Genomic DNA, 25,262 nt, shown 5'->3' with positions numbered 1-25,262 from the left:
TGCCTGTATTCCTGTCCCATCGCAACACCAACTATAACTGATGTTGCACTTGTGGTGTGAGTCTCCGGAATCCAGTCTCTTTCAATGGGGCATGGATTCCGGGTCTGCGCTCCACTTCGCCCGGAATGACGATTTTGATCAATCGACAAGCCAATCCAGCCAACCAGCCCTGCTGCCCTCGACATCACCAAACGCCACCGACCAGGTGGGCTGGACGGACAGGACAGGACTGAACCGGATTGCACCAGACCGACCTCGCCCCAGTCCGTGCTGCCCCGAACAAACACCTCGGGCTTTCGATGGACACCACAAACGCACCTCGCCCCAAAGGCAATGGCGTTGTCGCATGGCAGGCACAAATCCCGCCATCAATGACCCACGTTTCGGCATCTCCGAACGCACCATCGCCCCGCTGGCAACCGATCCCGCCCGCCGCTCCGGGCAAACCGATCCAAACCCGCCAAGCCAAGCCCGTTGCCCCCGGCATTGCCAACCGCCACCAACCACACCCCGGACGGACCCAGTTGCCCTGAACAGGCACCCGCCGCCCTCGGTTGACGCCGCAAACGCACCTCACCCCAAGGGCAACGGCGTTGCCGCATGGCAGACACACAAATCCCGCCATCGATCACCGGCCTTTCGGCATCTCCGAACGCACCATCGGCCCGCTGGCAACCAATCCTGCCAACCTATCCCGGCAACCCGGCCCACCGATCCAGTGCAGACGCAATTCGGGCCTGCTGATTCTCGGCATTGTCACACTTCACCGACCGGACTGGCCCCGGACTGGACTGAGCTGGACCTAACCAGCTTCGCCTCGCCCCGGCTCTCGCTGCCCCGAACAAACGCCCTTGCCCTAAGGACACATCTCTCCCGTCATGATAAACACCCGTTTTCGTAAATTTCCGACGGCCTTACGGCCCGGACGCACCACCGCCGTAATGACTTTTCCATGCGCCGTTAACGTCCCTTTGGCGATACCGCCTCCGCCATTGCGGCCTTTCAGATCGCTGCCCTGTCATCGTCTCATTCCTGTTTTTGCCGCCCGAAACGCAAAAAACCCACAAAAGCGAATCACGCTTTGCGGGTTTTGTCTCCGGACCCATTTGTCCTGTTGACTTTATCTTTATGCCACAAGAAAAAGAACAAATCAAGAACTTTTTTCCAGAAAACCGGAAAAAGTTCCCAATCAAAACTCATTACGACATAAAAGATATATTTCTCAATATCTTATCCGGGAAAATCTGTTTCCCCGGCCTTGTCGCTTCCTGAAAGCAGCATCAGTCCCAATCGGGTGCCAGCCCGTCGGGGCTGACGATCCGGCCGTTTTCATCGGCCAGACCATGAATGGCCTGCATTTCCTCGCCGCTCAGTTCGAAATCAAAGATATCGAAATTTTCCGCGACCCGGCTTTCGGTTGCGGTTTTCGACAGGGCAATCACATCATTCTGCTGCAACAACCAGCGCAAAACCACCTGTGCGACCGACCTGTCATGCGATTTGGCAATCTCGCCAAGCTGCTCATTCTCCAGCACCTTGCCATCGGCCATCGCATAATAGGCGGTCAGGGCCATGCCATGCTTGCGCGCAACGTCCATGACCTTGGTCTGATCAATGAACGGATGATATTCGACCTGATTGGTCACAAGCGGCGCATCCGATAGCGCGGCGGCCTCGTCCATCAGGGCAATGTTGAAATTACTAACCCCGATATGGCGCACTTTGCCGGCCTGCCTGACCTCGTTTAACGCCCCGATCTGATCGGCAAGCGACACATCCTTGTTCGGCCAATGCAACAGCAGCAGATCGACATAATCGGTTTTAAGCTTTTCAAGGCTTTCATCGACCGATTTGACAAAGGCATCATGCCTGTAATTGCTGACCCAGACCTTGGTGGTCAGAAAGATGTCCTTGCGCGGAACGCCGCTATCAAGGATCGCCTGCCCGACCGCGGCTTCGTTGTCGTAAATCTGGGCCGTATCGATATGGCGAAAGCCGGTCTGGATCGCCTTGGGCACGATACGCAGAACGTCGGCTTCGGGCATGCGAAAAGTGCCAAAGCCAAGGGCGGGAATCACCGCACCATTTGCAGATACATCAAACATCTGAATTCCTCATTGAAAATGTCGCGACTGTCTCCGCAACGGCTGCCGAACCCGAAGGTTCCGATCATCACGGCACTCAGGCCGATTTGCGCAGCGTCAGGATGACAATCCCGGTAATCACGACCAACCCGCCCAGCATCTGGGCCGGGCTGATCATCTGTTCCAACACCACCCAGCCAAACAGCAGGGTGGCAATCGGTTCCATATTCATCACCGGCGCATTGCGCGCCATATTCAGCCGCGGCACCGAAATAAACAGGACGGAAAAGGCACCACCATAAAGCAATACCAATGCACCAAGACCAAGCCAGCCAGGCGTTGCCGCGGGCAAATTCATCCCGCCCGGCACCAGTTCGGCGAAACCGGCCACGATCATCGATGCAAACACAATCAGCATGGTGAACATGCTGCGCACCGATCCGCGCAAAGCCGACAATTTGTGATCGGTCACCCAAAGGGCCACGGCAAAGGACGTTGCCGCCCCCAGCGCAAAGACAATCCCCTGCCACCAGTTCGCACCGACATCACCCTCCATCGCCAGAACGCCGGGCACATCAAGTGCTAAAACAAGCCCCGACAGGATAAACAGCATCAAGGCCGCCGATTTCAATGTCGGTCGAGCCCCACCCAACGCCCAGGTCAGCAACGCCAGAATGATCGGGAAACTGTTGGCCGTCAAAAGGGCCAACGCGACCGGAATGCGGGCCACCGCCGAATACAGGCACAGGCTTTGAATGGTGACCAGAAGCCCCAGCAATATCTGCCATTTCCGACTTCCGGCCGGAAGCCGGACCGTCTGGCGTTGCCAGATCACAAGCGTGATCAGGATGGCCAAAGCCACACCGGACCGGCACAGGATCGCCAGAAGCAACCCGGTGCCGTTTTCAAATGCCAGCCTTGCCGCCACATGGTTCCCGGCAAAGGAACAGGCAACAACAACAAGGATCAGAACCGCAATCTGGCGCGGGAAATGCGCGGGAACGGCAGCAGGCAGGGCAGTCGAAATGGACATATCAAAACCGGTTTTGTGGGGCGAACAATCAGAAAACGCCAGAAAGACCATTAAAACAAGCCTTTCCGGCAAAGGTTGCCACATCCGGTGAACAGGATGCGGCAACCCGATATAGGTTATGCGGTCTGAAGGGCGTTATCGGACCGACGATCCAGCGCGCCGCTGATCATGGTCAGGCCGACAGCAAACGCGACCAGAAGGGCCGCAACCCAAGGCGTTGCCGACAGGCCAAGCGACGAGGACACGACAATCCCGCCAACCCACGCTCCAATCGCAATACCAAGGTTAAAGGCCGCAATGTTCAGCGCCGATGCGACATCTACCCCGCCCGGCCGGTGCAGCTTTGCCAGTTGCACGACATAAAGCTGAAGCCCCGGCACATTGGCAAATTGCAGGAAACCAAGGGCCGCCAGCGTAATAACCGCAAGGATCGGCGACACGGCAGTAAAGGTAAAGATCACAAGTGTGACGGCCTGCAAGGCAAACAGGATGGTCAACGCCCGGACCGGGTTCCGATCCGCAATGCGTCCCCCGGCAAGGTTGCCAACCGCAATCGCAAGCCCATAAGCAACGAGGATAAGGCTGACACTGGATTCACTGAAACCCGTAATATCCTGAAGCACGGCAGACAGATAGGTAAAGGTGACAAACGTGCCGCCATAACCAAACGCCGTCATGCCAAACACCAGAAGCAACCGGCCACCGCCAAGCACGCGCACCTGATCAAGCAAGCGTGCGGGTCCCGCCCGGCTGAGGTTCGAGGGCAGCAAAGCCGCAATCCCGACAAAGGCAATCACGCCAAGAAGCGAAACACCCCAAAACGTCGCCCGCCAGCCAAACATCTGACCGATATAGGTGCCAAGCGGCACACCGGTCACAATCGCAACCGTCAACCCCATGAACATCATCGCAATCGCCGATGCCCGGCGGTTTTCCGGCACCAGATCGGCGGCAATCGTCGCCCCGATGGAGAAAAACACACCATGCGCAAAGGCCGAAATCACCCGCGCAACCAGAAGCATTTCATAACTCGGGCTAAGGGCGGCGGCACTGTTGCCAACCACAAACACCCCCATCAGCCCCAGCATCAGGGTCTTGCGGTGCATGCGCCCGGTCAGGGCGGTTAAAACCGGCGCGCCAAACGTAACGCCAAGGGCATAGACACTGACAATCAACCCGGCCATCGGCAGGGTCACCGAAAGATCGTTTGCCACGGTCGGCAAAAGGCCGACGACAACAAACTCCGTCGTGCCGATCGCATAGGCCGCGATCGTCAACGCAAATAAAGCAAGCGGCATTTCAATTCTCCGGCCCGCGCGCCATGCGCTTGCGGGCACAAATGGTTGGTGGGGCATCCCGCCCCGTTCATTGCCGCCCACTATGCCGATGGAATGCTTGCACGATAATCCGGATTGCGCGACAAATGCTTTTGAATTCAATTCAAAGCCGGAGGATCAGTTGGATAATCGCGCAGGGGAAATGGAAGTCTTCATCCGGGTCGCGGAACTCAGAAGCTTTTCCGAAGCCGGGCGCAAGCTGCATCTGTCGCCATCTGCTGTCAGCAAGCTTGTCACACGGATCGAAGACCGGCTGGCGACCCGGCTTCTGGTGCGGTCCACGCGTGGTTTGCAACTGACACCCGAGGGCGAAATGTATCTGGTCCGCGCCCAGCGGGTACTTGATGAAATCGACGATGCCGAACGTGCGGTCGCAAGCGGCGGCAAGGCCGCCCCGCGTGGACGGTTGCGCGTCAATGCGTCCATCGCGTTTGGCGTGATGTATGTTCAGCCGCTGATCCCGGCCTTTCTCGCACGCTATCCCGAGGTCGAGCTGGACTTTTCCCTGACCGACGGGATCATTGATCTGCTTGAGGAACGGGCCGATATTGCCATCCGCTCCGGATCATTGCCCGACTCATCGTTAAAGGCCCGCAAACTGATCGAAAGCAGCCGCACCATCGTCGCATCACCGGAATATATTGCCAAACGCGGCCTGCCCGGCCATCCGGACGAACTGGACAGTCACAATTGCCTGCGGTTCAACTTCCCGATCCCGATGAATGAATGGCCATTCATCAATCCCGACACCGGCGAGCGTTTCGGCCGGACGGTATCGGGCAATTTCCTCTGCGACAGCGGCCCGGCCATGCGCCGCCTTTGCCTTTCAGGGCTGGGCATGGCGCGGCTGGGGCGGTTTCATGTTCAGGGCGATCTGAAGGCCGGAACACTGGTTGAAATCCTGCCCGACTGGAACCCGAATGACGAACAGCTGATCCATGCGATCTTTGCCGGGCATGAACATCTTGCCGCGCGCATCCGGGCCTTCATCGATTTTCTGGTCAATCATATTGATCCGCACGGAAACGGTATCCGACTTCCGTAACGATCATTATCACGCTAAAAATAAAATCGCGGGTTCCGGCAGATCAGGAAACAGGTGCGCTTAGCAGTTCAAGGCACCGCTGCGCTACCGTTCGGGCCGGTTGCAGGGATGGATGCCTGAACGGCACGATTTCCGTGTTGGGAAGCAATGGCCGCGCATATCCACCGTCATAAAGTGACTGATGCAGACGTTGATGGCGCGGGCCTGCGATGCCATCGGGGGCATAGATATAAACCCCGCCCGGTGCGGCAGCCGCTTCGCAACACATCGAAACCGAATCTCCGGTAACAAGGATGATATCGGCCAGCGCCAGATACCCGAAATACGGATTTTCCGCCTTCGAGCTCCAATCATGCAGATGATAGGCAAGCCCCGAATTGCCAAGCATTTCGGCAATGATCTCCTCGTTCTCCGGGCCTGTGCGACGGCTGGTCGTGACCAGCAGGCTACCATCAATGGCCCCGGTCGCCTCAATCGCCCGACCGACCAGTTCCCGGGCCATATCCGCGGTGAATACCGTACTTTTGGTGCTGCCGCCGATGATCAGTGCCACGCGCGGGCTTGGCAGCCCCTTGAAATGCGGCCGCCATAGATCGGCTTCGATCAGAAGCCGCGTTTCGGTTACCCGATGCGGGGCACCGGGGATTTCAACAACATTGTCACGCGCTGGCATCCGGTCATGGGCCGGGACCGCAATCAGGTCAAACGCCCCCTCGCCTCCATCCGGACGCATGATCTGGCATATGCGAGTATGGCCGTTGCTTTGCTTTTTGATCCAGCGGGCAATCGGTGCGGTACGACGTCCTGCGGCAATCACCAGATCGGGCCAGGGTGCGACAAGCCGCGCCCGTGATCCGGTATCCACCCCCAAAAGGCTGGCCCGGCGGATAACATTGGGCAACCGTGCCAGATTGGTATAACCGATATCGACCCGCTTGAAGGGCTGTGCCAGTGCTTCTGCGACACCGATGGCCTGATTGACGTTTCCTGCACGGTCATCGGCCAGAACCCAGATCAGGCGTGCATCATCATCGGTCATTCAGGGTCACATCCTTGTCGGAATATGGATTTCCCGTCCAGGCAGGAAACGTGGGGTCACGATCAGGCCAGATCGTTTCCTGATTGGTACAGACAGTGCGCACTTTTATCAAGCGCCTGACACGCGAAGCCTTTTTCGGCTATGCATTGTTACCAATATGTCATCATAATACCCCGGCATAATTCTTGAAACGGTCTGGCGGGAAATGCTCAAGACATCAATATCCGCAAAGCGAAGTGCCCGGCTGGTTTTGGCCGGAATGCTGATATTGCTGCCGGTTACCGTCTGGCTGACCACGGAACTGTGGCGCGAAACCCGTCTTGTCGAAATCACCGAGGACGGCCGCAACAAGCTGGAACTTTATCGTTCCAACCTTCAGGGGGCGATCAAGGAACACGAATATCTTCCGATCACGCTTGCCAGTGACAAACGTATCCTTGACCTTGCCCTGCATTCCAGCCCGTCGGACGCGGCCGAGGTCAATCTCTATCTGGAAAAACTCGCCGCTGACAGTGGCGCATCCGACATCTATTTCATGGATCGCAACGGGACAACAATTGCGGCCAGCAACTGGAACAGTGATGCATCCTTTGTCGGGCGAAATTTTGCGTTCCGTCCCTATTTCAAACAGGCCGAAGCCGGACTGACCGGGCATTACTTTGCCTTTGGCATCACGTCGAATGTCCCGGGTTATTATATCTCGCATCCGGTCCGCCCGAACGGGGCGGCATTCGAAGGCGTGATGGTGGTCAAGACCCATCTCGAAACCCTTGTCCAACGCTGGGCACGCGGGAACGAGAACGTTCTGGTAACCGATGAAAACGGCATCGTCATCATTACATCACGGCCCGAATGGCGGTTTCGCGCCCTGACCGGCATTCCGCCCGAAGACCGGCCGGAACTGATGCTTTCGCGCAAATATGGTGAATATCCACTCGATCCGATGCCCGTTCATCAGGGCGAATGGCCCGGCGATGACGGGATCAGTATTCTGTCGCTTGCACCAGCACAGGTCATCACTCCGGAAACCCTTCAATCAGGGCAAGCTGCAACGGCAAAACCAGACGCCGAAGCCAGCGGAAAAGCCAAAAATGATGCCAAACCATATCTTGTGATCCGAAGCCCCCTGCCCAAACAGGGCTGGAATATTTATCTGCTGACCGACAAGGCGGTTCTTGATCAGTCGATCCTGACCGCGGGCTTCATCGGCGGGGCCATGCATATCATCATCATGGGGACGATTTTTGTGCTGCTGCAACGCCGTCGCGCGATGCTCGAACAAATAGAAATCCGCGACTGGTCGCAACGCGAACTGGAACGTCAGGTGCGACTGCGCACCGCCGACCTCATGAGCACAAACCTCCGCCTTGCCGAGGAAATCAGCGAACGCCGCCGCACCGAAGACGCCCTTCGCACGGCACAGGCCGAACTGGTGCAGGCTGGCAAACTTGCCGCCCTTGGCCAGATGTCAGCTGGCATTGCACACGAAATCAATCAACCACTGACCGCCATTCGAAGTTACGCCGAAAATGCGCTTAAATTCATTGCGCGCGGCAATGACGAAACCGCCAGTCGCAATCTGGGCCGGATTTCTGAACTGACCGAACGCATGGGCCGGATCACCAACCATCTGAAAACCTTTGCCCGCCGCCCAAAACATGACACCCATCCGGTGCAATTGGCCGAACCGCTGGAAAAGGCCATTGATCTGCTGCGCGAAACCGGCCGGGCCGGATTGGCCGACATACGTTATCAGCCGTTGGAAAACCTGCCAAAAGTCACCGCCGAGGAAAACCAGCTTGAACAGGTATTCCTCAATATCCTGAGCAACGCCGCCGATGCCTGCCGGGATGAGGAATTCCCCGAAATCGGTATCATGCTTGAGGAAAAGGATGGTCGCGTTCTGGTCGCGATTACCGATAACGGCCCCGGTATCCTGCCCGAAAATTTGCCCAAACTGTTCGACCCGTTCTTCACCACCAAACCGTTTGGTGACGGGCTGGGGCTGGGGCTTTCGATCTGTTATGGCATCATGCGCAGCTTTGGCGGCACGATACGTGCGGAAAACCGCCCGATGGGCGGGGCCTGTTTCACGATTGAATTGCGATGCATACAACAGGTGTCCGGGCATGACGGCACATCAAACTCGACGTCATCGCCGATGCCTGATACAACATCCGTCCAAACCGCCGAAACAGAAGGCGCGGAAACGGATCTGCTGGTACATCGTATGATCGCCCCGTGATCCGGAACGGATTAAAAGGGGAAGGCATTTGAATAACTCGGCCCATTGCGTTCTGTTTGTCGATGACGACGAAGATGTGCGGGAAGCCGCACAGCAAACGCTGGAGCTTGCCGACATCCTTGTCGAATGCCACAGCAACGCCGGTTCGGCGCTGGAACGTGTTCGCCGCGGCTGGCCTGGAATCCTGATTACTGATATCCGCATGCCGCGCATGGACGGCATGGAATTGCTGTCTCAGGTGCGCAAGATTGAGCCGGAAATGCCGGTGATCCTTGTCACCGGGCATGGTGACGTTGCCACCGCGGTGCGTGCGATGCGCGAAGGCGCGTTTGATTTCATCGAAAAACCGTTCGACCCGGATCATTTCATCGATATCGCGCGCCGGGCCATGGCTCATCGGCAGCTGGTTCTTGAAAACAGGACGCTCAAGGCTGAACTGGCCCGCCACAGCAAGGAAGTATCGGGCCTGATCGGTCGTACGCCTGCCATGGAAAAGCTGCGCACGCTGATTGGCAATATCGCCGCGACCGATGCCCATGTCCTGATCAATGGCGAAACAGGTGCGGGCAAGGAAGTGGTTGCGCGCACCCTGCACGAGGCATCAGGCCGCCCCGGCCAGTTTGTGGCAGTCAATTGCGGCGCAATGCCTGAAAACCTTATTGAATCCGAACTTTTCGGCCACGAAGCGGGTGCCTTCACCGGGGCGGAGAACAAGCGTATCGGCAAATTCGAATTTGCCGACAAGGGCACCATGTTCCTTGATGAAATCGAAAGCATGCCGTTATCGCTTCAGGTCAAACTGCTGCGGGTTTTGCAGGAACGCGCGCTGGAACGGCTGGGCTCGAACAAGTTGCAACCTATTGATTTGCGCGTGGTGGCCGCAACCAAGATTGATCTGCGCGAGGCATCATCACGCGGAGCATTCCGCGAGGATTTGTATTACCGGCTGAATGTCGTGCAACTGCACATCCCGCCATTGCGTGATCGAAAGGATGACATCCCCCTTCTTTTCCAGCATTTCATGAAAGAGGCGCAAGGAAGGTTTGGCCGGGAATTTGCCCCGTTGAACGGCACGGAAATCGCCCGCCTGACTGCCCATGACTGGCCGGGGAATGTCCGCGAATTGCGCAACGCCGCCGAACGCCGGGTTCTGGGCCTTGATCCGTTTGCCGGTGACAGCGCACAGGCAACCGAAAATGTCCTGTCCCTGCCCCAGCAAGTCGAAGCATTTGAAAAAGGCGTGATCTGCGAGGCACTCCGTCAGCATGGCGGCCATGTAACGGCAACGGTCAATGCACTGGGCGTTCCGCGCAAAACCTTCTATGACAAACTTGCCAAATACGGCATCGTCCCCGCAGAATTTCGCAATAAATCAGACGGTTAGGCACGACCAAGGCAAATCGCCCCGCAATACTGCCCGTAATCTGACAAAGCGACTGGCGGGATAAGCCTTTGCCGCACCTTTTGCAATTGGTCTGACCAATCACCCGCCCCGCCTGCGTCAAAAATCCTGCAATCGATAAAAAATTTGCATTTTCAACTTGAGATATTGTGCGGAAGACCGCACATTGCGAAGAAGGGATGTGCGGGAAAGACAACAAAAAGAAGAACTTACGCTGCACCGCACCATTGCGAAACACACTGCAAACCGCTGATATTACTTATCGTAATGACAGATATGCAGAACTGGCCCGGCAATTGCAGTGTTGCACCCCAGCGCCAAACGGCGACCTGAACGACGCCGATAATTGGCGCGCTACTGGGAAAACGCACAAAGCTTATAGGGAGACTATTGATGCGTCCGATTACCAAAAAACTTCTCGCAACCAGCGTTGCAATGGCAGCCGTTCTTGGCATGACCAGCGCGGCATCCGCACAGGTTGTTGTCAAATACGCCCATGTGGTTGCCCCGAACACCCCGAAGGGCCAGGGCGCTGAATTCTTCAAAAAGCGCGCCGAAGAAATCCTTGGTGACAAGGTTAAAGTCGAAATTTACCCGAACTCGCAGCTGTTCGATGACGACAAGGTTCTGCCGGCAATGCTGCGTGGTGACGTCCAGCTTGCAGCACCGTCGCTTGCGAAATTCGGCAAATGGACCTCGAAGCTCGGCCTGTTCGATCTTCCGTTCCTGTTCAACGACATGGAAGCTGTTGAATGCTTCCAGAAAGGCGAAAAAGGCCAGGAATTGCTGCTGTCGATGGCAGACAAAGGTCTTACCGGTCTTGGTTACTGGCACAACGGCCTGAAACAGCTTTCGGCCAACAAGCCGCTGCTGACCCCGGCTGACGCTGCTGGCCTGAAATTCCGTATTCAGAGCTCAGACGTACTTGCTGCACAGTTCGAAGCTGTTGATGCCGTTCCTCAGAAAATGGCATTCGCCGAGACCTATTCGGCACTTCAGACCGGCGTTGTTGACGGTCAGGAAAATACCTGGTCGAACATCTATTCCCAGAAGTTCTTTGAAGTTCAGGATTACATCACTGAATCCAACCACGGTCTTCTCGACTATCTCGTCGTGACCTCGACCAAATGGTGGGACGGTCTTGATCCGGAAATCCAGGCTGGCCTGAAACAGGCCATGGACGAGGCAACCGAATATGCCAACGGCCTGTCGGGCAAACTGGCCGACGAACAGCGCCAGCTGATCGTTGATTCGGGTGAAACCGAACTCGTCAAACCGTCTGCTGACGATGTCAAAGCATGGCGCGAAGCCATGAAGCCTGTCTGGGCGCAGTTCGAAGGTGATATCGGTGCCGATCTGATCGAAGCCGCTGCCGCCTGCAACAAGTAATTCCTCGAACCTAGAGGACCGTTACCGCTATGATTAAAACGGTCGTTGACCGGCTGGAGGAGGGCATTATTGCCCTCCTTCTCGCCGCCATGACGATGCTGACCTTCGTCAATGTCGTCCTTCGTTACGGCTTCAATTCCGGCATGACCTGGTCGATGGAAATCACCGAATTTCTGTTTGCCTGGCTTGTGCTTTTCGGCATGTCTTATGGTGTCAAGGTCGGATCCCATATCGGGGTTGATGCCCTTGTTCAACTGTTTGCAAAACCCGCCCAGCGCATCACCGGTATCTTTGTTGCTTTGGTCTGCATGTCCTATGCCGCGCTTATTCTTTATGGCGGCTGGGAAAGCATGACCTTCTATCACATGATCGGTATCGAGGCCGAAGATTCCCCGATCCCGATGTGGGTCGTCTATCTGATCCTGCCACTTGGCGGTGCGTTGCTGCTGTTCCGTCTCGGACAGGTCCTGTGGCGTATTCTTTTGGGTCAGCAAAACGGATTCTCGCTTGCCGATGAAGCACGCGAGGCGATCGAAACCATTGGCGAAGGCGACAAAGCCGACGTCATGGCCGACGGCATCGTCCGTCGCGACAACGATAAATGATCGCGGGGGAACGCCTTAAATGACAATCGCATATCTGTTCATCACGCTGTTTGCGTTGATGGCGCTTGGCACCCCGATCGGCGTGGCGCTGGGCCTGTCATCCATCACCACCATCCTGTTTTTCGGATCAGACTCGCTTGCGACCCTGATCGAAAAGCTGTTCAACGGGATGGAACATTACACCCTTCTGGCCATTCCGTTCTTTATCCTTGCCTCGACCTTCCTGTCGACTGGCGGGGTGGCACGCCGCCTGATCCGATTTGCCGTCGATACGGTGGGCTGGTTCCATGGCGGTCTTGCCATGGCGTCGGTTCTGGCCTGTATGCTGTTTGCCGCCGTTTCGGGTTCAAGCCCGGCCACGGTTGTTGCCATCGGTTCCGTCGTGATTGCCGGTATGATCAAATCAGGTTATCCGCGCAATTTCGCCGCCGGTGTGATTTGTAACGCCGGGACGCTGGGCATTCTGATCCCGCCGTCGATCGTGATGGTGGTTTATGCCGCGGCAACCCAGGTTTCCGTTGGTCGCATGTTCCTGGCTGGTGTTATTCCCGGTCTGATTGCCGGCATCATGCTGATGACCGTGATCTATATCGTGGCCCGGATCAAGAAACTGCCAAAACAGGATCGTCCGAGCGTTACCGAATGGCTTGAAGGCCTGTTTTCAGCATCGGGTGGTCTGCTTCTGGTTGTTGTGATCATGGGCGGCATTTATGGCGGGATATTTACCCCGACCGAGGCCGCGGCCGTTGCATCCGTCTATGCCATGCTGGTCGCCATCGTGTTCTATCGCGATATGGGGCCGATAAAAGGCGTTGCATGGGTTCCGGAAAAAGGCATGAGCTTTGCTGCCATTATTGGCCACAACCTGCCGAAAATCGGCAAGGCCATTGCCATGATCCCGTTCGACAAGGATATCCGCCACGTGCTGCTTGAGGCCGGCAAAGTGACCATCATGCTGATGTTCATCATTGCCAACGCCATGCTGTTTGCCCATGTGCTGACATCCGAACGCATTCCGCACACCATTGCTGAAACCATCATCAACTGGGGTCTGGAGCCCTGGGCCTTCCTGATCGTGGTCAACATCATCCTGCTGATTGCCGGGAACTTCATGGAGCCGTCGGCGATCCTTCTGATCATGGCGCCGATCCTCTTCCCGATCGCGATAAAGCTCGGCATCGATCCGATCCATCTTGGTATCATCATGGTTGTGAACATGGAAATCGGTCTGATCACGCCGCCGGTCGGACTTAACCTGTTCGTGACGTCGGGCATTACCGGCATGTCGCTGGTTCAAGTGGTTCGCGCCGCTTTGCCGTGGTTGATGATCCTTCTGGTCTTCCTGATCATCGTGACATACATCCCGGCAATTTCGACATGGCTTCCGACCATGTTGATGGGCCCGGAAAAGGTCATGAATTACTAGGGCCGGTGAAAACCGAAAACCTTGCAAACGGCACCCCATCGCGGGTGCCGTTTTCTTTTGCCGCCTATATTCTTCCACCGCCTCAAACGGTTATATGCATAGCTGATATTCAGCCCGCAAAAATCGCCGGGCTGGAAAAAACAGAATTTACGTGGATAATAGCATGACTTGAATCGTTTCAGGTTGCGATCCACCCGGCCCCGTCAATCGTAACGGCGCAGCCTTCCTAACGCCACGGCCATATCTGACCGGAATTTTCGCACCTCCCGCTATCCGGAGGTCGGCGAATTTGCCCCATTACCTGTCATTGTGGCCAGCCTTAAGGAAGTCCGTTAAATATCTACACAAGAAACCGGACGGATCGCACCCCACCTGCCACCATAAGAAACGGATACGGAAGTCATGGCGAATAAAGATGCCAGCGCCCCGATCAATACCAAGCGCCTTGCGATCCTGCTTGCCGCCCTGATCGCGACCGCGCCCTTTGCGATTGATACCTACCTGCCTGCCATCCCGGCTATGGCGGTCGATTTTGGTGCGCCGACCCACAATGTCGAAGTATCGATCAGCATGTTCCTGATCGGCTTTGCACTGGGGCAACTGATTGGCGGGCCACTTTCGGATCGCGTAGGTCGCCGTCCGGTCGCCCTTGTCGGACTGGTGATTTACATCATCACCAGTGCGATGATCATCTTTGTCGACAGTTCTTTCTCGCTCAACGTCATGCGCTTTATCCAGGCGATTGGCGGCGGTTTTGCCCTTGTCATCGTCGGTGCGTCGGTCCGCGACCTGTTTGACGGCAAAGATGCGGCACGTATGTTTGCCCTGATCGCGGTAATCATGATGATTGCACCGCTGGTCGCGCCCACGGTCGGCTCGGCCCTGTTGGTTTATTTCCAGTGGCAGGCAATTTTCGTTCTGCTGGTGATCTATGGCAGCATCATGCTGGTGGTTGTCTGGTTCAAGCTGCCTGAAACCACCAAGCTGCGCCCACGCTATGCGGGGCCTGCGCGACGGGTCTTGTGGACCTATCTGGAAGTTCTGCGTACCCGCAAGGCGGTTGGTTTCATGCTGGCCCATACCGGCGCCAGTGCGGTGATGTTCAGTTTCCTGACCGACAGCCCGTTCATGTATATTGATTATTTTGGCGTGTCACCCAGCCAGTTCCCTTATCTGTTCGGGGCGAATGTCATTGTCATCGTGATCTGCAACCGGCTGAACAATCCGTTGCTGAAACGGCTTGAATGTCATCAGATACTGGCGATCGGCACCGGCCTTCAACTGGCGGCGGTAATCGGATTGTTCATTGCGGTGAATGTGTTCGAACCATCCCTTTATGCGGTTGTGCCACTTGTGATGGTCGCCGTTGGCATGATCGGGCTGACAGCGCCAAACGCAACTGCGGCCTTCATGCAGTATTTCCCGCATATCGGCGGGACGGCAACGGCCTTGATGGGCACCATCCAGTTTGCCACTGGCGCCTTGGCAGGCACCATCATCGGACAGGTTCATGACGGCAGCCTCCTGCCCGCGACCGCATCAATGCTGGCCTTTGGCATTTTCGCCAATGTCATGGTGCATTTCGTGGCCGAGGCAAAACAGATCGAACAACCCGCCCCGGCGCAAAGCGGCGATACCGTTGTCGTTGCCGCCGACTAAACACAGTCAATTAAAGCCAGACAGGAGCCCCACCAAAATGGCAAAGATGAATTTCAACGATTATGGCCGCGCCATGGCCAAATACAACATCTGGCAGAATGGCGTTCTGTACGAACTTTGCGAACAGATCGGCGACGCGGAACGCCGTCGTGACCGCGGCATGTTTTTTGGCTCCATCCATGCAACGCTGAACCATCTGCTGTATATTGATCACCGCATCCTCGGTATCCTGAAAACCGGACAGGCCGAACCGTTTGATGCCCGTACCATAATGGCCGATGATTTCGAAACGCTTCGCAAAATGCGCGTTGAAACCGACGCGGCAATCGCCGAATTCGTCGCTTCCAGTGATCATGGTTGGCAGGATGACATTCGCGAATTGATGGGGCTGGATGGTGTAACCCGCAAATTACCGCGCCAGCTTTTCCTGATGCAGCTTTTCAACCACCAAACCCATCACAGATCGCAAATCACAAGCGAGCTGCACAAGATGGGCCTTGATTACGGCATTACCGATGTTCCGCTGACGCCGGATTTGCCGTTGTGATCTGACCGTTACCTGCCTTCGAACACCGCTTTTCTTTTTTCCAGAAAGGCGGTGTAGCCTTCCTTAAAATCCGCACTGTCAAAGGCGCGGTATCCTTCGTCAAATTCCTTGGCACCGATGGCACCACCTTCTTTGAGGCGATTGATCATTTTCTTGTGCAGGCGTTGGGTGATGGGTGCGCCACTTGCGATACGGGCGGCGGTTGATGCGATTTCCGCATCGAACGCCTCAATCGCCACATGGCGGGCGACAAAGCCGATTTCACGTGCGCGTTCGGCATCAAACACCTGCCCTTCAAGCAGGATTTCAAACAACGCCGCCTCGCCCAGCAGATCGAGCATGATCTGCAATTCCGGATAGCCCAGTGTCGCGCCAAGCTTCATCGGCGGCACGGCGAATTTGGCGTTATCGGCCGCAATCCGCAAATCGCAGGCCGCAGCCAACACAAATGATGCCCCGATGCACGGCCCGTCAATCGCGGCAATGACCGGATGCTGACAAACCCGAAGCGCCTGCAAGGCCTCGGCATGAAGCATTCCATAATCACGTGCCTTTTCGAACCCATCGCGTTCGCGGACAAATTCATGGATATCCGCCCCGGCCCCAAACCCGGCCCCGCTGCCGCCGCGAATAACGATGCAACGCAGGTTGCTGTCCCCGCCAAGATCGTCGGCAATCCGGGCAAGCTCCCCCCACATCGGTTTGGTCAGCGCGTTTTTGCGCTCCGGCTGCGAAATGGTGATGGTTGCAATGCCGCCGTCATTGATATCGACGGCAAGTCCGGTTTCCTGCGACATGGCAGTGCCTTTCAGCTTAATTCGGTAAAGCTATACCAAATAAACCCAAAACCGGATTTTGCCAATGCCTGACAAGGGCTTGGGTCATTATCACTGTCTTTGCGGTCGCAACTCAGGATGCCGTGACGTTACGCAATCCATGCGCGCGAAGGCGCCCGACCGCCTTCTCGATATCGGTTTCATAATGAACCAGCGGCGGCTTGATACCATGTGCAAACAGTTCCCGTCGAAGGTCATGCGATGTGCCGGTCAGGATCACCTCGATCCCGCGCCCGCGTGTTTTGTGGGCAAGTCCCGCAATCGTATTGGCCGCGGTTGAATCGAGAAACGGTACAGCGGCAAAATCAATGATCAATGCCCGGTGCGTATCGCCAATCCGGTCCAGAACCGATCCAATGGATGCCGCCGCCCCGAAAAAGAACACGCCGGTAATCCGGTAAATCATGATGTCGGGGTCGGTTGTCGATGAAATATCCGATGCCCCGCCGCCGGTCGTACCGTCGGCCCGGTCTTCGGATACGAACGGGCTGTGGGTGGCAATTGCGGTTGTTTTCGACATGCGTTGAATGAACAGAACCGAGCCAAGGGCAAATCCAACAACGATTGCTTCGAGAAGATCGCGGAAAATCGTCAGTAAAAATGTTACCAGCAACACCGCAGCATCGCCACGCGATGCGCGCAGCAAGGTCGCTATCGCGTGCTTTTCGATCATGTTCCATGCCACAATCGCCAGCACCCCGGCCAAGCTTGCCAACGGAATGAAACTGGCTAGCGGCGCAGCAACCAATATGAACAACAACAAAAACAGCGCGTGCAAAACGCCCGAAACCGGCCCATGCGCACCGGCCCGGATATTGGTGGCCGTTCTTGCAATCGTGCCGGTCACGCAAATGCCCCCAAACAGACCCGACGCCATATTTGCCACCCCCTGGGCCACCAGCTCACAGTTCGATCTGTGATGTCGGCCAGTCATGCCATCGGCCACCACGGCTGATAAAAGCGACTCAATCGCCCCCAAAAGCGCAAAGGCAATTGCATTGGGCAAAACCGCCTGCACCTTGGCAAGGGTGAATTCCGGCAAGACGGGCATGGGGAAATCACCGGGAATACCGCCAAAGACGCTGCCGATGGTCGATACCGGCAGATTGAACAACGCGGTCGCCAATGCGGCCCCGGCCACCGCAATCAGCATGCCCGGCCAATGCGGGCGCGCCCGTTTGGTGCCGATGATCACAAGGATCGTCGCGCCGGACAACGCAACCGTCACCGGATCGATCCCCGGCAATGCCGCCCAGATCACCGGGAGCTTTTCCAAAAGCGGCCCCGGTTCTTTGCCTGACAAAGTCAGTCCCAGCAAATCCTTTATCTGGCTTGCGAAAATGATCACCGCAATCCCGGCAGTAAAGCCAACCGTCACCGGATAGGGAATGAATTTGATATAGGTACCAAGCTTCAGCGCCCCGATGGCGAGCAACATCAATCCCGACAGGATAGTGGCAATGATCAAACCATCAAGGCCATGCGTCTGAACCGTACCTGCGACCAGAACGATGAAAGCCCCCGCTGGTCCGCCAATCTGAAAGCGACTGCCCCCCAGGAGCGATACCAGAATCCCCCCGACAATCGCGGTATAAAGCCCCTGTGCGGGGGAAACGCCCGATGCAATCGCAATCGCCATCGATAACGGCAAGGCGACAATCGCCACCGTCAAACCGGCAATCGCATCGGCCCGCAACTGCGCAAACCCGTAACCTTCGCGAAGGACGGTTACAAGTTTTGGGGTAAACAGGTCGGCATATCCGGGTTCGGATGCCTGATTGGTTTTCGAGGTTCTGGTTTCCATAGTCTCCGGCAGCCTTGCAAAAGGCGGCGGGATCGTCGGCATAAGTCGGCGGTCGCCGTCGCAAAATTGTTGCGGTCGTTATTGTTCGCCCTGCTCGTCTGGCAGTGTCGGTTTTATTTCCGGTTCTTTCAGACGCACACCGCGCCCGGTTGCCATGCTGGGCACGTTATCCCCGATCAATTCGATCCCGGCACGGTCAAGTGCTTCGACGACCTTGGTCAACGTATCAACCACACCACGCACATTACCCTTGCTGGACTCCATCCGCTGGATGGTTGGCACCGAAATCCCGGCCATTTCGGCCAGCGTTTTCTGATCAATGCCCAGCAACGCACGCGCCGCACGCATTTGTCCCGCGGTAATCATAGGGCGCATCCTTCATTCACACATGATCGAAGCCTAACAAAACGCATTTAAAACTGCAATTATGATATTTCAGATATCAATAATGCCATTTCAAATCGGCATTGTCTTATTCGCATCCGGTCCTGCTGCCCGCAAATTTGCCCCCGACATCGCCGGGCACCTGATCCTGACCAGCCGGACAGCGGCTTTTCTTTGCGCTTTGCGTCCAAAAACGCTAAGACGTGCGCAAATATTCGATCCGGAAAAGGGTATAGTCGCCATGACCAACGAAACTTCGACCGCGCATTGCTCGTATGCTGCCAAAACCGTCGCAAAGATTTTGCTTGATATCGGGGCTGTGAATTTCCGCCCGGAAGAGGCCTATATCCTGACATCGGGCTGGGCGAGCCCGGTCTATATTGATTGCCGCAAACTGATTTCCTTCCCGCGCGCACGCCGCAAGGTCATGGAACTTGCCGCCCGTCAGGTTTCCGACAAGGCCGGTTACGAGGCATTTGATGCGGTCGCCGGTGGTGAAACCGCGGGCATCCCCTATTCCGCTTGGCTGGCAGATGTTCTGGACCTGCCGATGCAGTATGTCCGCAAGAAGCCAAAGGGATTTGGCCGCAAGGCACGGATCGAGGGCGACATCCACGAAGGCCAGCGCGTCCTTCTGGTCGAAGACCTTGCCACCGACGGCGCATCGAAAGTCAACTTCGTCAATGCCATCCGCGAAGCCGGTGCCGAATGCAGACATGCATTTGTCGTGTTCTTCTATGGTGTGTTCCCCAATGCGCTTGAAGAACTGAAAAAAGACGATATCGAACTGCATTACCTGGCAACCTGGGCCGATATTCTGGCGGTTGCCGAAGAAGGCAAATACTTCCCCAAAGAAGCCATCGAAGGCGTTCGCGCCTTCCTTGCCGACCCGATCGGCTGGTCCAAGACCCATGGCGGCAAGCACGACTAAGCCAGCAGCACATTGCCAAATTCAAACGCCCGCAGATTTTCCCTGCGGGCGTTTTGCTTTTGATGGCCGGTCTAACGGGACTTATCCCGCCATATCCAATTCCGGCTTTGTTACCTTTGCCGGGATCGCCGCCCCAACCTCGCGTGCTTTTTTCAAGAGCTCCGCAGGGTCATTGCCGTCGGCCAGCAACATCAATTCCGAAGTTGCGACTTCCACTCCGCAATAATCAAAAATGCCCTGATGGATTTGCAATTTCATTGCCCCGAAATATCCATGCCGGGCAAATGTGCCAAGCCCTGCACCGCCAATTGCAACAAGATGAACCTTCAGATGGTTCAGCTTTTTGATCACCTTTTCACCGTCAATATCCTCATAAGCCCAGCCATTTGAAAACACCCGATCAATCCAGCCTTTCAGGATCGCGGGCATTGACCACCAATAAATCGGAAAAACCAGAACGAGCGTATCGGCATCCTCAATTCGCTTCTGTTCGGCAAGCACATCGTCGGGGAACGGGGCCCTCATCTCGAAGGCTGCGATATCATCCTGGCTGAAACGCGGATCAAACCCTTCGGCCGACAGATCAGCAAACTCGGAACTGTGTTCAGGTCCGGCATCCTCAATCCCCTTACCAATACAATTGGCAACCGCATGACTGAACGAACCGGAATTTGGATGGGCGACAACAACAAGCGCGCGCATGACATACCTCCTTGCTAGGCAATTGCCACTCAACGGCAATCACTATATACTATAAGTAAGTTACTATCTGTAAGTTACGTTTGGTATATAAAGATGTCAAGCAGCGACGCAAAAAAGTCCCCGTCACATACCCCACGCAAACGGATGGCGCGCGAAGATCGCAATCGGCAACTTCTCGACGTTGCATGGAAGATGATCCATGACGACGGGACCGAGGCACTCAGCCTTGGCAGTCTTGCCGAACAGGCCGGAGTCACCAAGCCGGTGGTCTATGATCATTTCGGAACACGATCGGGTTTGCTGATCGCGCTGTATCAGGATTACGATCGACGTCAGACAGCATTGATGGACTCTACCCTTGCGCAAAGCAGCCATACCCTGCGCGACAAGGCATCGGTGATCGCATCGGCCTATATTGATTGCGTGCTGTCACAGGGGCGCGAAATTTCGGGTGTCATTGCATCACTTGCCGGATCGCCGGAGCTGGAGAAGGTCAAACGCGACTATCACATTCTGTTCATTGATAAATGTCGCGATATCCTGTCCCCTTTCAGCCCGACCGGTAAAATACCAATGCCCCGCCTTTGGGGCTTTCTGGGCGCAGCCGAATCCCTTTCTTACGCAGCGGCAACCGGCGAAATCACCGCCGATCAGGCAAAGCAGGAACTTTTTGAAACCATCATCGTCATGGTGTCGCGAGACAAAACATAAAGAAAAAAGCCATCAACAGTCGACATACACTATTGATGGCTTTTCAGTCCGTTATTTGTAATCTGACAAATCTATTGGGAGGCAGATAAGGCGGGCTTTTGTGGCACCGGAAGCATCGATAGCCTTTTGGCCAGATAGCTTTGTCTTGATGCGATAAAATGATGAAGTTCCCCATGATACGTTTGGTGGACTACCGTCCGCACGATATCGTTTTTTAACAATCGTTCGCTCCAGCCACGAACATGTTCAAACCCCGCAAACAAATCCCGGTTAAGCCCGTATACCAATACCGGAAATGCCCGAAACGCGGTCGCATAGGCCATATCGACCATGCATAGCCCAACCTCGCGAAAGGGTCCGGCGGCTTCAAACTTCTTGTTGAGTATGGCCAAGATCAGGCCGATCCTGTGCAATGTCAGATCGCAGTCATGCTCATTATGAGCCCGATACACAAGATCTGCAGTTAGCGACAATATCCGCTCTGCTCGTAAAATCCAGATACTGTGTTCGGCACTCTCAATCAGATCGACCGGATAAAGCGCACGACCATTAATCCTGTCGAGATAATCGCAAATAACCGCAGCCTCGGTTAGCGGTCGCGTTTGGTCAAGAAGCAAGACCGGCACTTGCCTTTCCGAACTGAACTTTTCAAGCCAGGCTGGCTTGTCTTCCAGACGAATATCTTCCCTTTCATGATCAATCGCGTAGTGTCCCATAACCATTGCAACCCGTTGCACATACGGGCACAGCCGGTGGCCTATCAGCTTAAAATGCGGATGTTCCACCCCCACCTCCTTTTAGCCGTTTTCTCCCAAAAACCGCCAAGTTTCAGGCAAATCACGACATGTAATGAATGTTGATTTTATTGCCATCCGGATCGCGAAAATAGGCTGCGTAAAAACCGCTATCATCACCGCCGCGCGCGCCCGGTTCCCCTTCCGATACTGCCCCGACGCTGATCGCCTTGCTGTATACGGCGTCGACCTCGTCCTTTGATTTTCCCTGCAAGGCGATCATTACACCATTCCCAACGGTTGCCCGCCTGCCGTCAAAAGGCAGATGAACCGAAAAATTGGCCTCTCCTTCCCCACGTGCCCAGACAATGAAATCCTCCATCTCCATCACCCGCTTGGCCCCCATCATGCCAAGAATGGCGTCGTAAAATGCCCCGGACGTAGCAAGGTTGTTTGTCCCAATCGATGTATAACCAATCATTTTGCTCTCTCTTGGTTGTCTGGCTTTATCGGCTCCATCGTATGAATTTGCAAATTTACAATAAATAGGCAATTTTGTATAAATCCATTGCAAATTTGAAAGGTCAAAATGGACTGGAATTATGTAAAATCGTTTCTTGCCGTTGTCGACGCCGGGTCACTTGAAAAAGCAGCCGAACGTCTGAATGTCAGCAATACAACGGTATTTCGCCATATCCATGCATTGGAAAAAGAAACCGGAACACGCCTATTCGAACGGATCAAAGGCCGTTACAGCCTGACCGAAGCAGGTGAAGAGATGCTTGGTCCCGCCCGGCAAATCCTGAACAATTTCGAAGCTATCAATCTAAGTGTTTCCGGGCGCGATATTGCCGCTGCTGGGACGGTCCGAATTACCGCACCGACAAGCTTTGCCTATTTCATTCTGCCTGATTATTTCGCCCGCTTACAGACGGCCTACCCAGATATCAGCCTTGAACTTCTGGCAAGTAATCAGGAATTCAACATGGCAGAACGCCATGCTGATATCGCGATACGGGTCGCGGAACTCCCGCCCGAATATCTTGTCGGCCGCGAAGTTCGCAAGATAGATTGGGGACTTTACGCAAATCATGATATGGCGGAAAAAACCGAGCAGAATTTCAATGCCATGAAATTTCCGGATCGCTTGCCCGGTGGGTTTATCGGTGCCAGCGGAGCCCTAAGAAATCATCCGGTATTTAAATGGCTCGACGAAAACCACGCTGACCGGATCATCCATCGTAGCGATGATTTTGTTGCAATGGCAGGCCTTGCTCGCGCCGGAATTGGATATGCTTGCCTGCCTGCTGATCTGGCGATCCCAGATCTTGAACGCGTTACGTCTCTGCATCAATTCGTACCAAACAGGCTTTGGGTGCTTACACATCCAGAACTCAAACGCATTGAACGCATCAAGCTGGTTCTGCAATGGCTCGGAAATGCGCTTAAGAACGAACCCCGCTTGATATCGCCAGCTCGGTAACAAAGCCCGGGTCAATAAGCTGTCACGCGCCCTTTTCTGGACATCACGCGTAACTGGGTCCAATATATTCACAAGCAAAAGCAAGGCCGTACAATAAATGGCACTGTAAAGTAAAGGGAACGGCCAGGCGGACATCGCCTTGCGGCCAAAGGAGCAAGTCATGAAGATCAGAAGCGCTGGCCTCCTGTCCGGTCTTGTTGTTTCTGCGGCACTGCTGTCGGGCTGCGTGCAGCCCACCGCACAAAGCAATTCCCCCACCAATACCACGGCGGAAATCGTAACCCCGTGGGGTGGCCCGACCAAGTCAACATCCGCAAATGCGCCAGCCAATACTGCAAATGACAAATTTGTCATGGCGCCAGATCCGAAAAAGGCCGCAATCACCGATATGCAGCGCCAGCAAATCGACGAGGCGCGTATCGCCCTTGGTATACTTGATCGCATGGCGCAACGCTGTGTTCAGCAAAATGACCCGGCAGCCTGCAACACGCTACAGACCAACTGGTCAACCCTGTCACAGCAATTGCGCAAAAGCCTTGCGATCATTTCGGGTGACAGCATGGGAACAATGCCGTCTGCCGGCGCACCAATGATGGCCGATCCAACCGCGGGAACGTCAACATCTGGTCCGGTCATGATGCCCGATGACAGTGCCCCGACCATGGAAAAGTCCATTCCGATGATGTCACGTCCTGCCGACGGCTGAGCCAATTCACGGACAGTCATTTTCTCGCCACAGGGTTACGCGACACTCTATACACGCGGTAAGTGTAATTTGAGATAGAACAAAGAACGCCAGCACTGATCGCATTAGACTGCTTCTCATAACCACGCTAGCCGCCTTGATCGAAGGCGGGGCTGCCCGGAAAAGGAGACTGGCAGATGTATCGGGATATCCTTGTTCATATCGACAATTCGGCCCCTTGCGCCCAACGGCTTTCGGTTGCCCTGAAAGTTGCCAAAGCGCACAAAGCCCACCTGACCGGGCTGTTTCTTCTGCCCTATGCGGAAATTCCGCGTTTCATGGAAGTTCAGATTTCCCAGGAAATCATCAATCAGCAGCGTGCTGCAATGGCCGAAACCGCCAAGGAAGCCAAGCGCGACTTCGCCAAAGCCTGCGAAGATGCCGGTGTAACCTTCAGTTGGCAGGAAACACCATGCTCTGCCGCCGAGATTGCCGACACGGTTGCCATGTATGCGCGCCATCACGACCTGACGGTTCTGGGCCAGTATGATCCGGACAGTGCCGACCCGTCCTCGACCTCGGAAATGCCCGACAAGGCCATTCTGACTGCTGGCACCCCGGTTCTGGTCGTACCTTATGCCGGTCGGTTCGAAACGATTGGCGAACGCGTCATGGTTGCATGGAAACCCTATCGCGAAGCTGTCCGTGCGGTGAATGACGGCATGGCGTTTCTTGAAAATGCCAAATCGGCCCTCGTTCTGTGTGCCGATCCGAACAAGGGGGCACGTGATTCCATTCCGGTGCCGGGTGTCGATATCGGATCGCGGCTTGAACGCCACGGTGTCAATGTCCGCAAGGAAAGCATGAATGCCAGTGGCATCAGTGTTGGCGATCTTCTGTTGTCGCGTGCGGCGGATGAAAGCATCGATTTGATCCTTTGCGGCGCCTATGGCCGTCCGCGCCTGCGCGAACTGATGTTGGGGGGTGTGACCCAACATCTTCTGCGTCACATGACGGTTCCGGTTCTGATGTCGCACTAGGTTACGACCGACAACATCTTTACCAATCCGGCCGGTGCCCCTTGCCCGGCCGGTTTTGCTTTTGGGCTTCTGTTTTGGTGATTTCTGTTTTGACGAACCGCCAAAGAATCTTCGCCGGAACAGGGCCCAACTAATGATTTC

At 55.5% G+C, this 25,262-nt stretch carries 25 protein-coding genes; 15 read left to right on the top strand and 10 right to left on the bottom strand.

Annotated elements, in window-relative coordinates; genetic code table 11:
* Positions 1-299 precede the first annotated feature (299 nt).
* Positions 300-533 carry a hypothetical protein gene (locus BC440_RS22590; RefSeq protein ID WP_139192081.1) on the top strand — a complete coding sequence of 78 codons (234 nt, stop codon included), beginning with the start codon at positions 300-302 and terminating at the stop codon, positions 531-533.
* 67 nt (positions 534-600) lie between these two features.
* Complete coding sequence (locus BC440_RS23075; RefSeq protein ID WP_175484464.1) at positions 601-744, top strand: hypothetical protein; 144 nt, start codon at positions 601-603, stop codon at positions 742-744.
* Between the two features lie 536 nt (positions 745-1,280).
* Here the strand turns inward: BC440_RS23075 and BC440_RS04750 are convergent.
* The 3 genes from BC440_RS04750 to BC440_RS04740 form a co-directional block, all read right to left on the bottom strand.
* Positions 1,281-2,105: an aldo/keto reductase gene (locus BC440_RS04750; RefSeq protein WP_071239690.1), complete on the bottom strand. Its 825-nt coding sequence runs from the start codon at positions 2,103-2,105 to the stop codon at positions 1,281-1,283.
* Positions 2,106-2,181: 76 nt separating this feature from the next.
* A complete protein-coding gene (locus BC440_RS04745) occupies positions 2,182-3,117 on the bottom strand; it encodes a DMT family transporter (RefSeq protein ID WP_071239694.1) in 936 nt (311 codons plus the stop codon).
* 116 nt (positions 3,118-3,233) lie between these two features.
* The gene (locus BC440_RS04740) at positions 3,234-4,415 is read right to left on the bottom strand and encodes an MFS transporter (RefSeq protein ID WP_071239689.1); all 1,182 of its coding nucleotides are present in this window, start codon (positions 4,413-4,415) and stop codon (positions 3,234-3,236) included.
* A 160-nt stretch (positions 4,416-4,575) separates the two neighbouring features.
* Here BC440_RS04740 and BC440_RS04735 point away from each other — a divergent pair, with 160 nt between their 5' ends.
* A complete protein-coding gene (locus BC440_RS04735) occupies positions 4,576-5,499 on the top strand; it encodes a LysR family transcriptional regulator (RefSeq protein ID WP_071239693.1) in 924 nt (307 codons plus the stop codon).
* A gap of 43 nt (positions 5,500-5,542) precedes the next feature.
* On the opposite strand, the gene BC440_RS04730 is transcribed toward BC440_RS04735, so the two are convergent.
* Positions 5,543-6,538: a mitochondrial fission ELM1 family protein gene (locus BC440_RS04730; RefSeq protein ID WP_007090931.1), complete on the bottom strand. Its 996-nt coding sequence runs from the start codon at positions 6,536-6,538 to the stop codon at positions 5,543-5,545.
* 205 nt (positions 6,539-6,743) lie between these two features.
* On the opposite strand from BC440_RS04730, the gene BC440_RS04725 reads away from it, so the two are divergent.
* The 7 genes from BC440_RS04725 (at position 6,744) to BC440_RS04695 (ending at position 15,811) form a co-directional block, all read left to right on the top strand.
* Positions 6,744-8,783, top strand: coding sequence for an ATP-binding protein (locus BC440_RS04725; RefSeq protein WP_071239688.1), 2,040 nt, complete (start codon positions 6,744-6,746; stop codon positions 8,781-8,783).
* 28 nt (positions 8,784-8,811) lie between these two features.
* Positions 8,812-10,167 (top strand): sigma-54 dependent transcriptional regulator, encoded by a 1,356-nt coding sequence (locus BC440_RS04720; RefSeq protein ID WP_071239687.1) that lies wholly within the window; start codon positions 8,812-8,814, stop codon positions 10,165-10,167.
* A gap of 411 nt (positions 10,168-10,578) precedes the next feature.
* Positions 10,579-11,574, top strand: coding sequence for a TRAP transporter substrate-binding protein (locus BC440_RS04715; protein ID WP_007090928.1), 996 nt, complete (start codon positions 10,579-10,581; stop codon positions 11,572-11,574).
* 29 nt (positions 11,575-11,603) lie between these two features.
* Positions 11,604-12,179: a TRAP transporter small permease gene (locus BC440_RS04710; RefSeq protein ID WP_071239686.1), complete on the top strand. Its 576-nt coding sequence runs from the start codon at positions 11,604-11,606 to the stop codon at positions 12,177-12,179.
* A 19-nt stretch (positions 12,180-12,198) separates the two neighbouring features.
* Complete coding sequence (locus tag BC440_RS04705) at positions 12,199-13,605, top strand: TRAP transporter large permease subunit (protein WP_007090926.1); 1,407 nt, start codon at positions 12,199-12,201, stop codon at positions 13,603-13,605.
* Between the two features lie 402 nt (positions 13,606-14,007).
* Positions 14,008-15,264, top strand: coding sequence for a multidrug effflux MFS transporter (locus BC440_RS04700; RefSeq protein WP_071239685.1), 1,257 nt, complete (start codon positions 14,008-14,010; stop codon positions 15,262-15,264).
* A gap of 37 nt (positions 15,265-15,301) precedes the next feature.
* On the top strand, positions 15,302-15,811 hold the full coding sequence (locus BC440_RS04695; protein ID WP_083379304.1) for a DinB family protein: 510 nt from the start codon (positions 15,302-15,304) through the stop codon (positions 15,809-15,811).
* A gap of 8 nt (positions 15,812-15,819) precedes the next feature.
* Here BC440_RS04695 and BC440_RS04690 read toward each other — a convergent pair whose 3' ends face one another.
* The 3 genes from BC440_RS04690 to BC440_RS04680 form a co-directional block, all read right to left on the bottom strand.
* Positions 15,820-16,608 (bottom strand): enoyl-CoA hydratase-related protein, encoded by a 789-nt coding sequence (locus BC440_RS04690; RefSeq protein WP_063095398.1) that lies wholly within the window; start codon positions 16,606-16,608, stop codon positions 15,820-15,822.
* Between the two features lie 112 nt (positions 16,609-16,720).
* A complete protein-coding gene (locus BC440_RS04685) occupies positions 16,721-18,451 on the bottom strand; it encodes a SulP family inorganic anion transporter (RefSeq protein ID WP_071239684.1) in 1,731 nt (576 codons plus the stop codon).
* 78 nt (positions 18,452-18,529) lie between these two features.
* Positions 18,530-18,817, bottom strand: coding sequence for a helix-turn-helix transcriptional regulator (locus BC440_RS04680; protein ID WP_007090922.1), 288 nt, complete (start codon positions 18,815-18,817; stop codon positions 18,530-18,532).
* A gap of 259 nt (positions 18,818-19,076) precedes the next feature.
* Between BC440_RS04680 and BC440_RS04675 the strand changes: the two genes are divergently transcribed.
* Entirely contained in the window at positions 19,077-19,766 is a 690-nt protein-coding gene (locus BC440_RS04675; protein WP_071239691.1) for an orotate phosphoribosyltransferase, read from the top strand.
* 81 nt (positions 19,767-19,847) lie between these two features.
* On the opposite strand, the gene BC440_RS04670 is transcribed toward BC440_RS04675, so the two are convergent.
* Positions 19,848-20,468 carry an NAD(P)H-dependent oxidoreductase gene (locus BC440_RS04670; RefSeq protein WP_071239683.1) on the bottom strand — a complete coding sequence of 207 codons (621 nt, stop codon included), beginning with the start codon at positions 20,466-20,468 and terminating at the stop codon, positions 19,848-19,850.
* A 93-nt stretch (positions 20,469-20,561) separates the two neighbouring features.
* Between BC440_RS04670 and BC440_RS04665 the strand changes: the two genes are divergently transcribed.
* Positions 20,562-21,179 (top strand): TetR/AcrR family transcriptional regulator, encoded by a 618-nt coding sequence (locus BC440_RS04665; RefSeq protein WP_071239682.1) that lies wholly within the window; start codon positions 20,562-20,564, stop codon positions 21,177-21,179.
* A 71-nt stretch (positions 21,180-21,250) separates the two neighbouring features.
* Here the strand turns inward: BC440_RS04665 and BC440_RS04660 are convergent, their stop codons facing one another.
* Complete coding sequence (locus BC440_RS04660) at positions 21,251-21,964, bottom strand: glutathione S-transferase family protein (RefSeq protein ID WP_007090918.1); 714 nt, start codon at positions 21,962-21,964, stop codon at positions 21,251-21,253.
* A gap of 52 nt (positions 21,965-22,016) precedes the next feature.
* Complete coding sequence (locus BC440_RS04655; protein ID WP_071239681.1) at positions 22,017-22,394, bottom strand: VOC family protein; 378 nt, start codon at positions 22,392-22,394, stop codon at positions 22,017-22,019.
* 108 nt (positions 22,395-22,502) lie between these two features.
* Between BC440_RS04655 and BC440_RS04650 the strand changes: the two genes are divergently transcribed.
* The 3 genes from BC440_RS04650 to BC440_RS04640 all read left to right on the top strand — a co-directional run bounded on the left by BC440_RS04650 (position 22,503) and on the right by BC440_RS04640 (position 25,121).
* Positions 22,503-23,396 (top strand): LysR family transcriptional regulator, encoded by an 894-nt coding sequence (locus BC440_RS04650; protein WP_071239680.1) that lies wholly within the window; start codon positions 22,503-22,505, stop codon positions 23,394-23,396.
* Between the two features lie 160 nt (positions 23,397-23,556).
* Positions 23,557-24,102, top strand: coding sequence for a hypothetical protein (locus BC440_RS04645; RefSeq protein ID WP_071239679.1), 546 nt, complete (start codon positions 23,557-23,559; stop codon positions 24,100-24,102).
* 176 nt (positions 24,103-24,278) lie between these two features.
* Entirely contained in the window at positions 24,279-25,121 is an 843-nt protein-coding gene (locus tag BC440_RS04640) for a universal stress protein (RefSeq protein WP_007090914.1), read from the top strand.
* Positions 25,122-25,262 lie beyond the last annotated feature (141 nt).

The organism is Thalassospira sp. MIT1004 (assembly GCF_001858545.1).
GTDB classification, from domain to species: Bacteria; Pseudomonadota; Alphaproteobacteria; order Rhodospirillales; family Thalassospiraceae; genus Thalassospira; species Thalassospira xiamenensis.
This window is presented reverse-complemented; position numbering and strand designations above follow the sequence as displayed.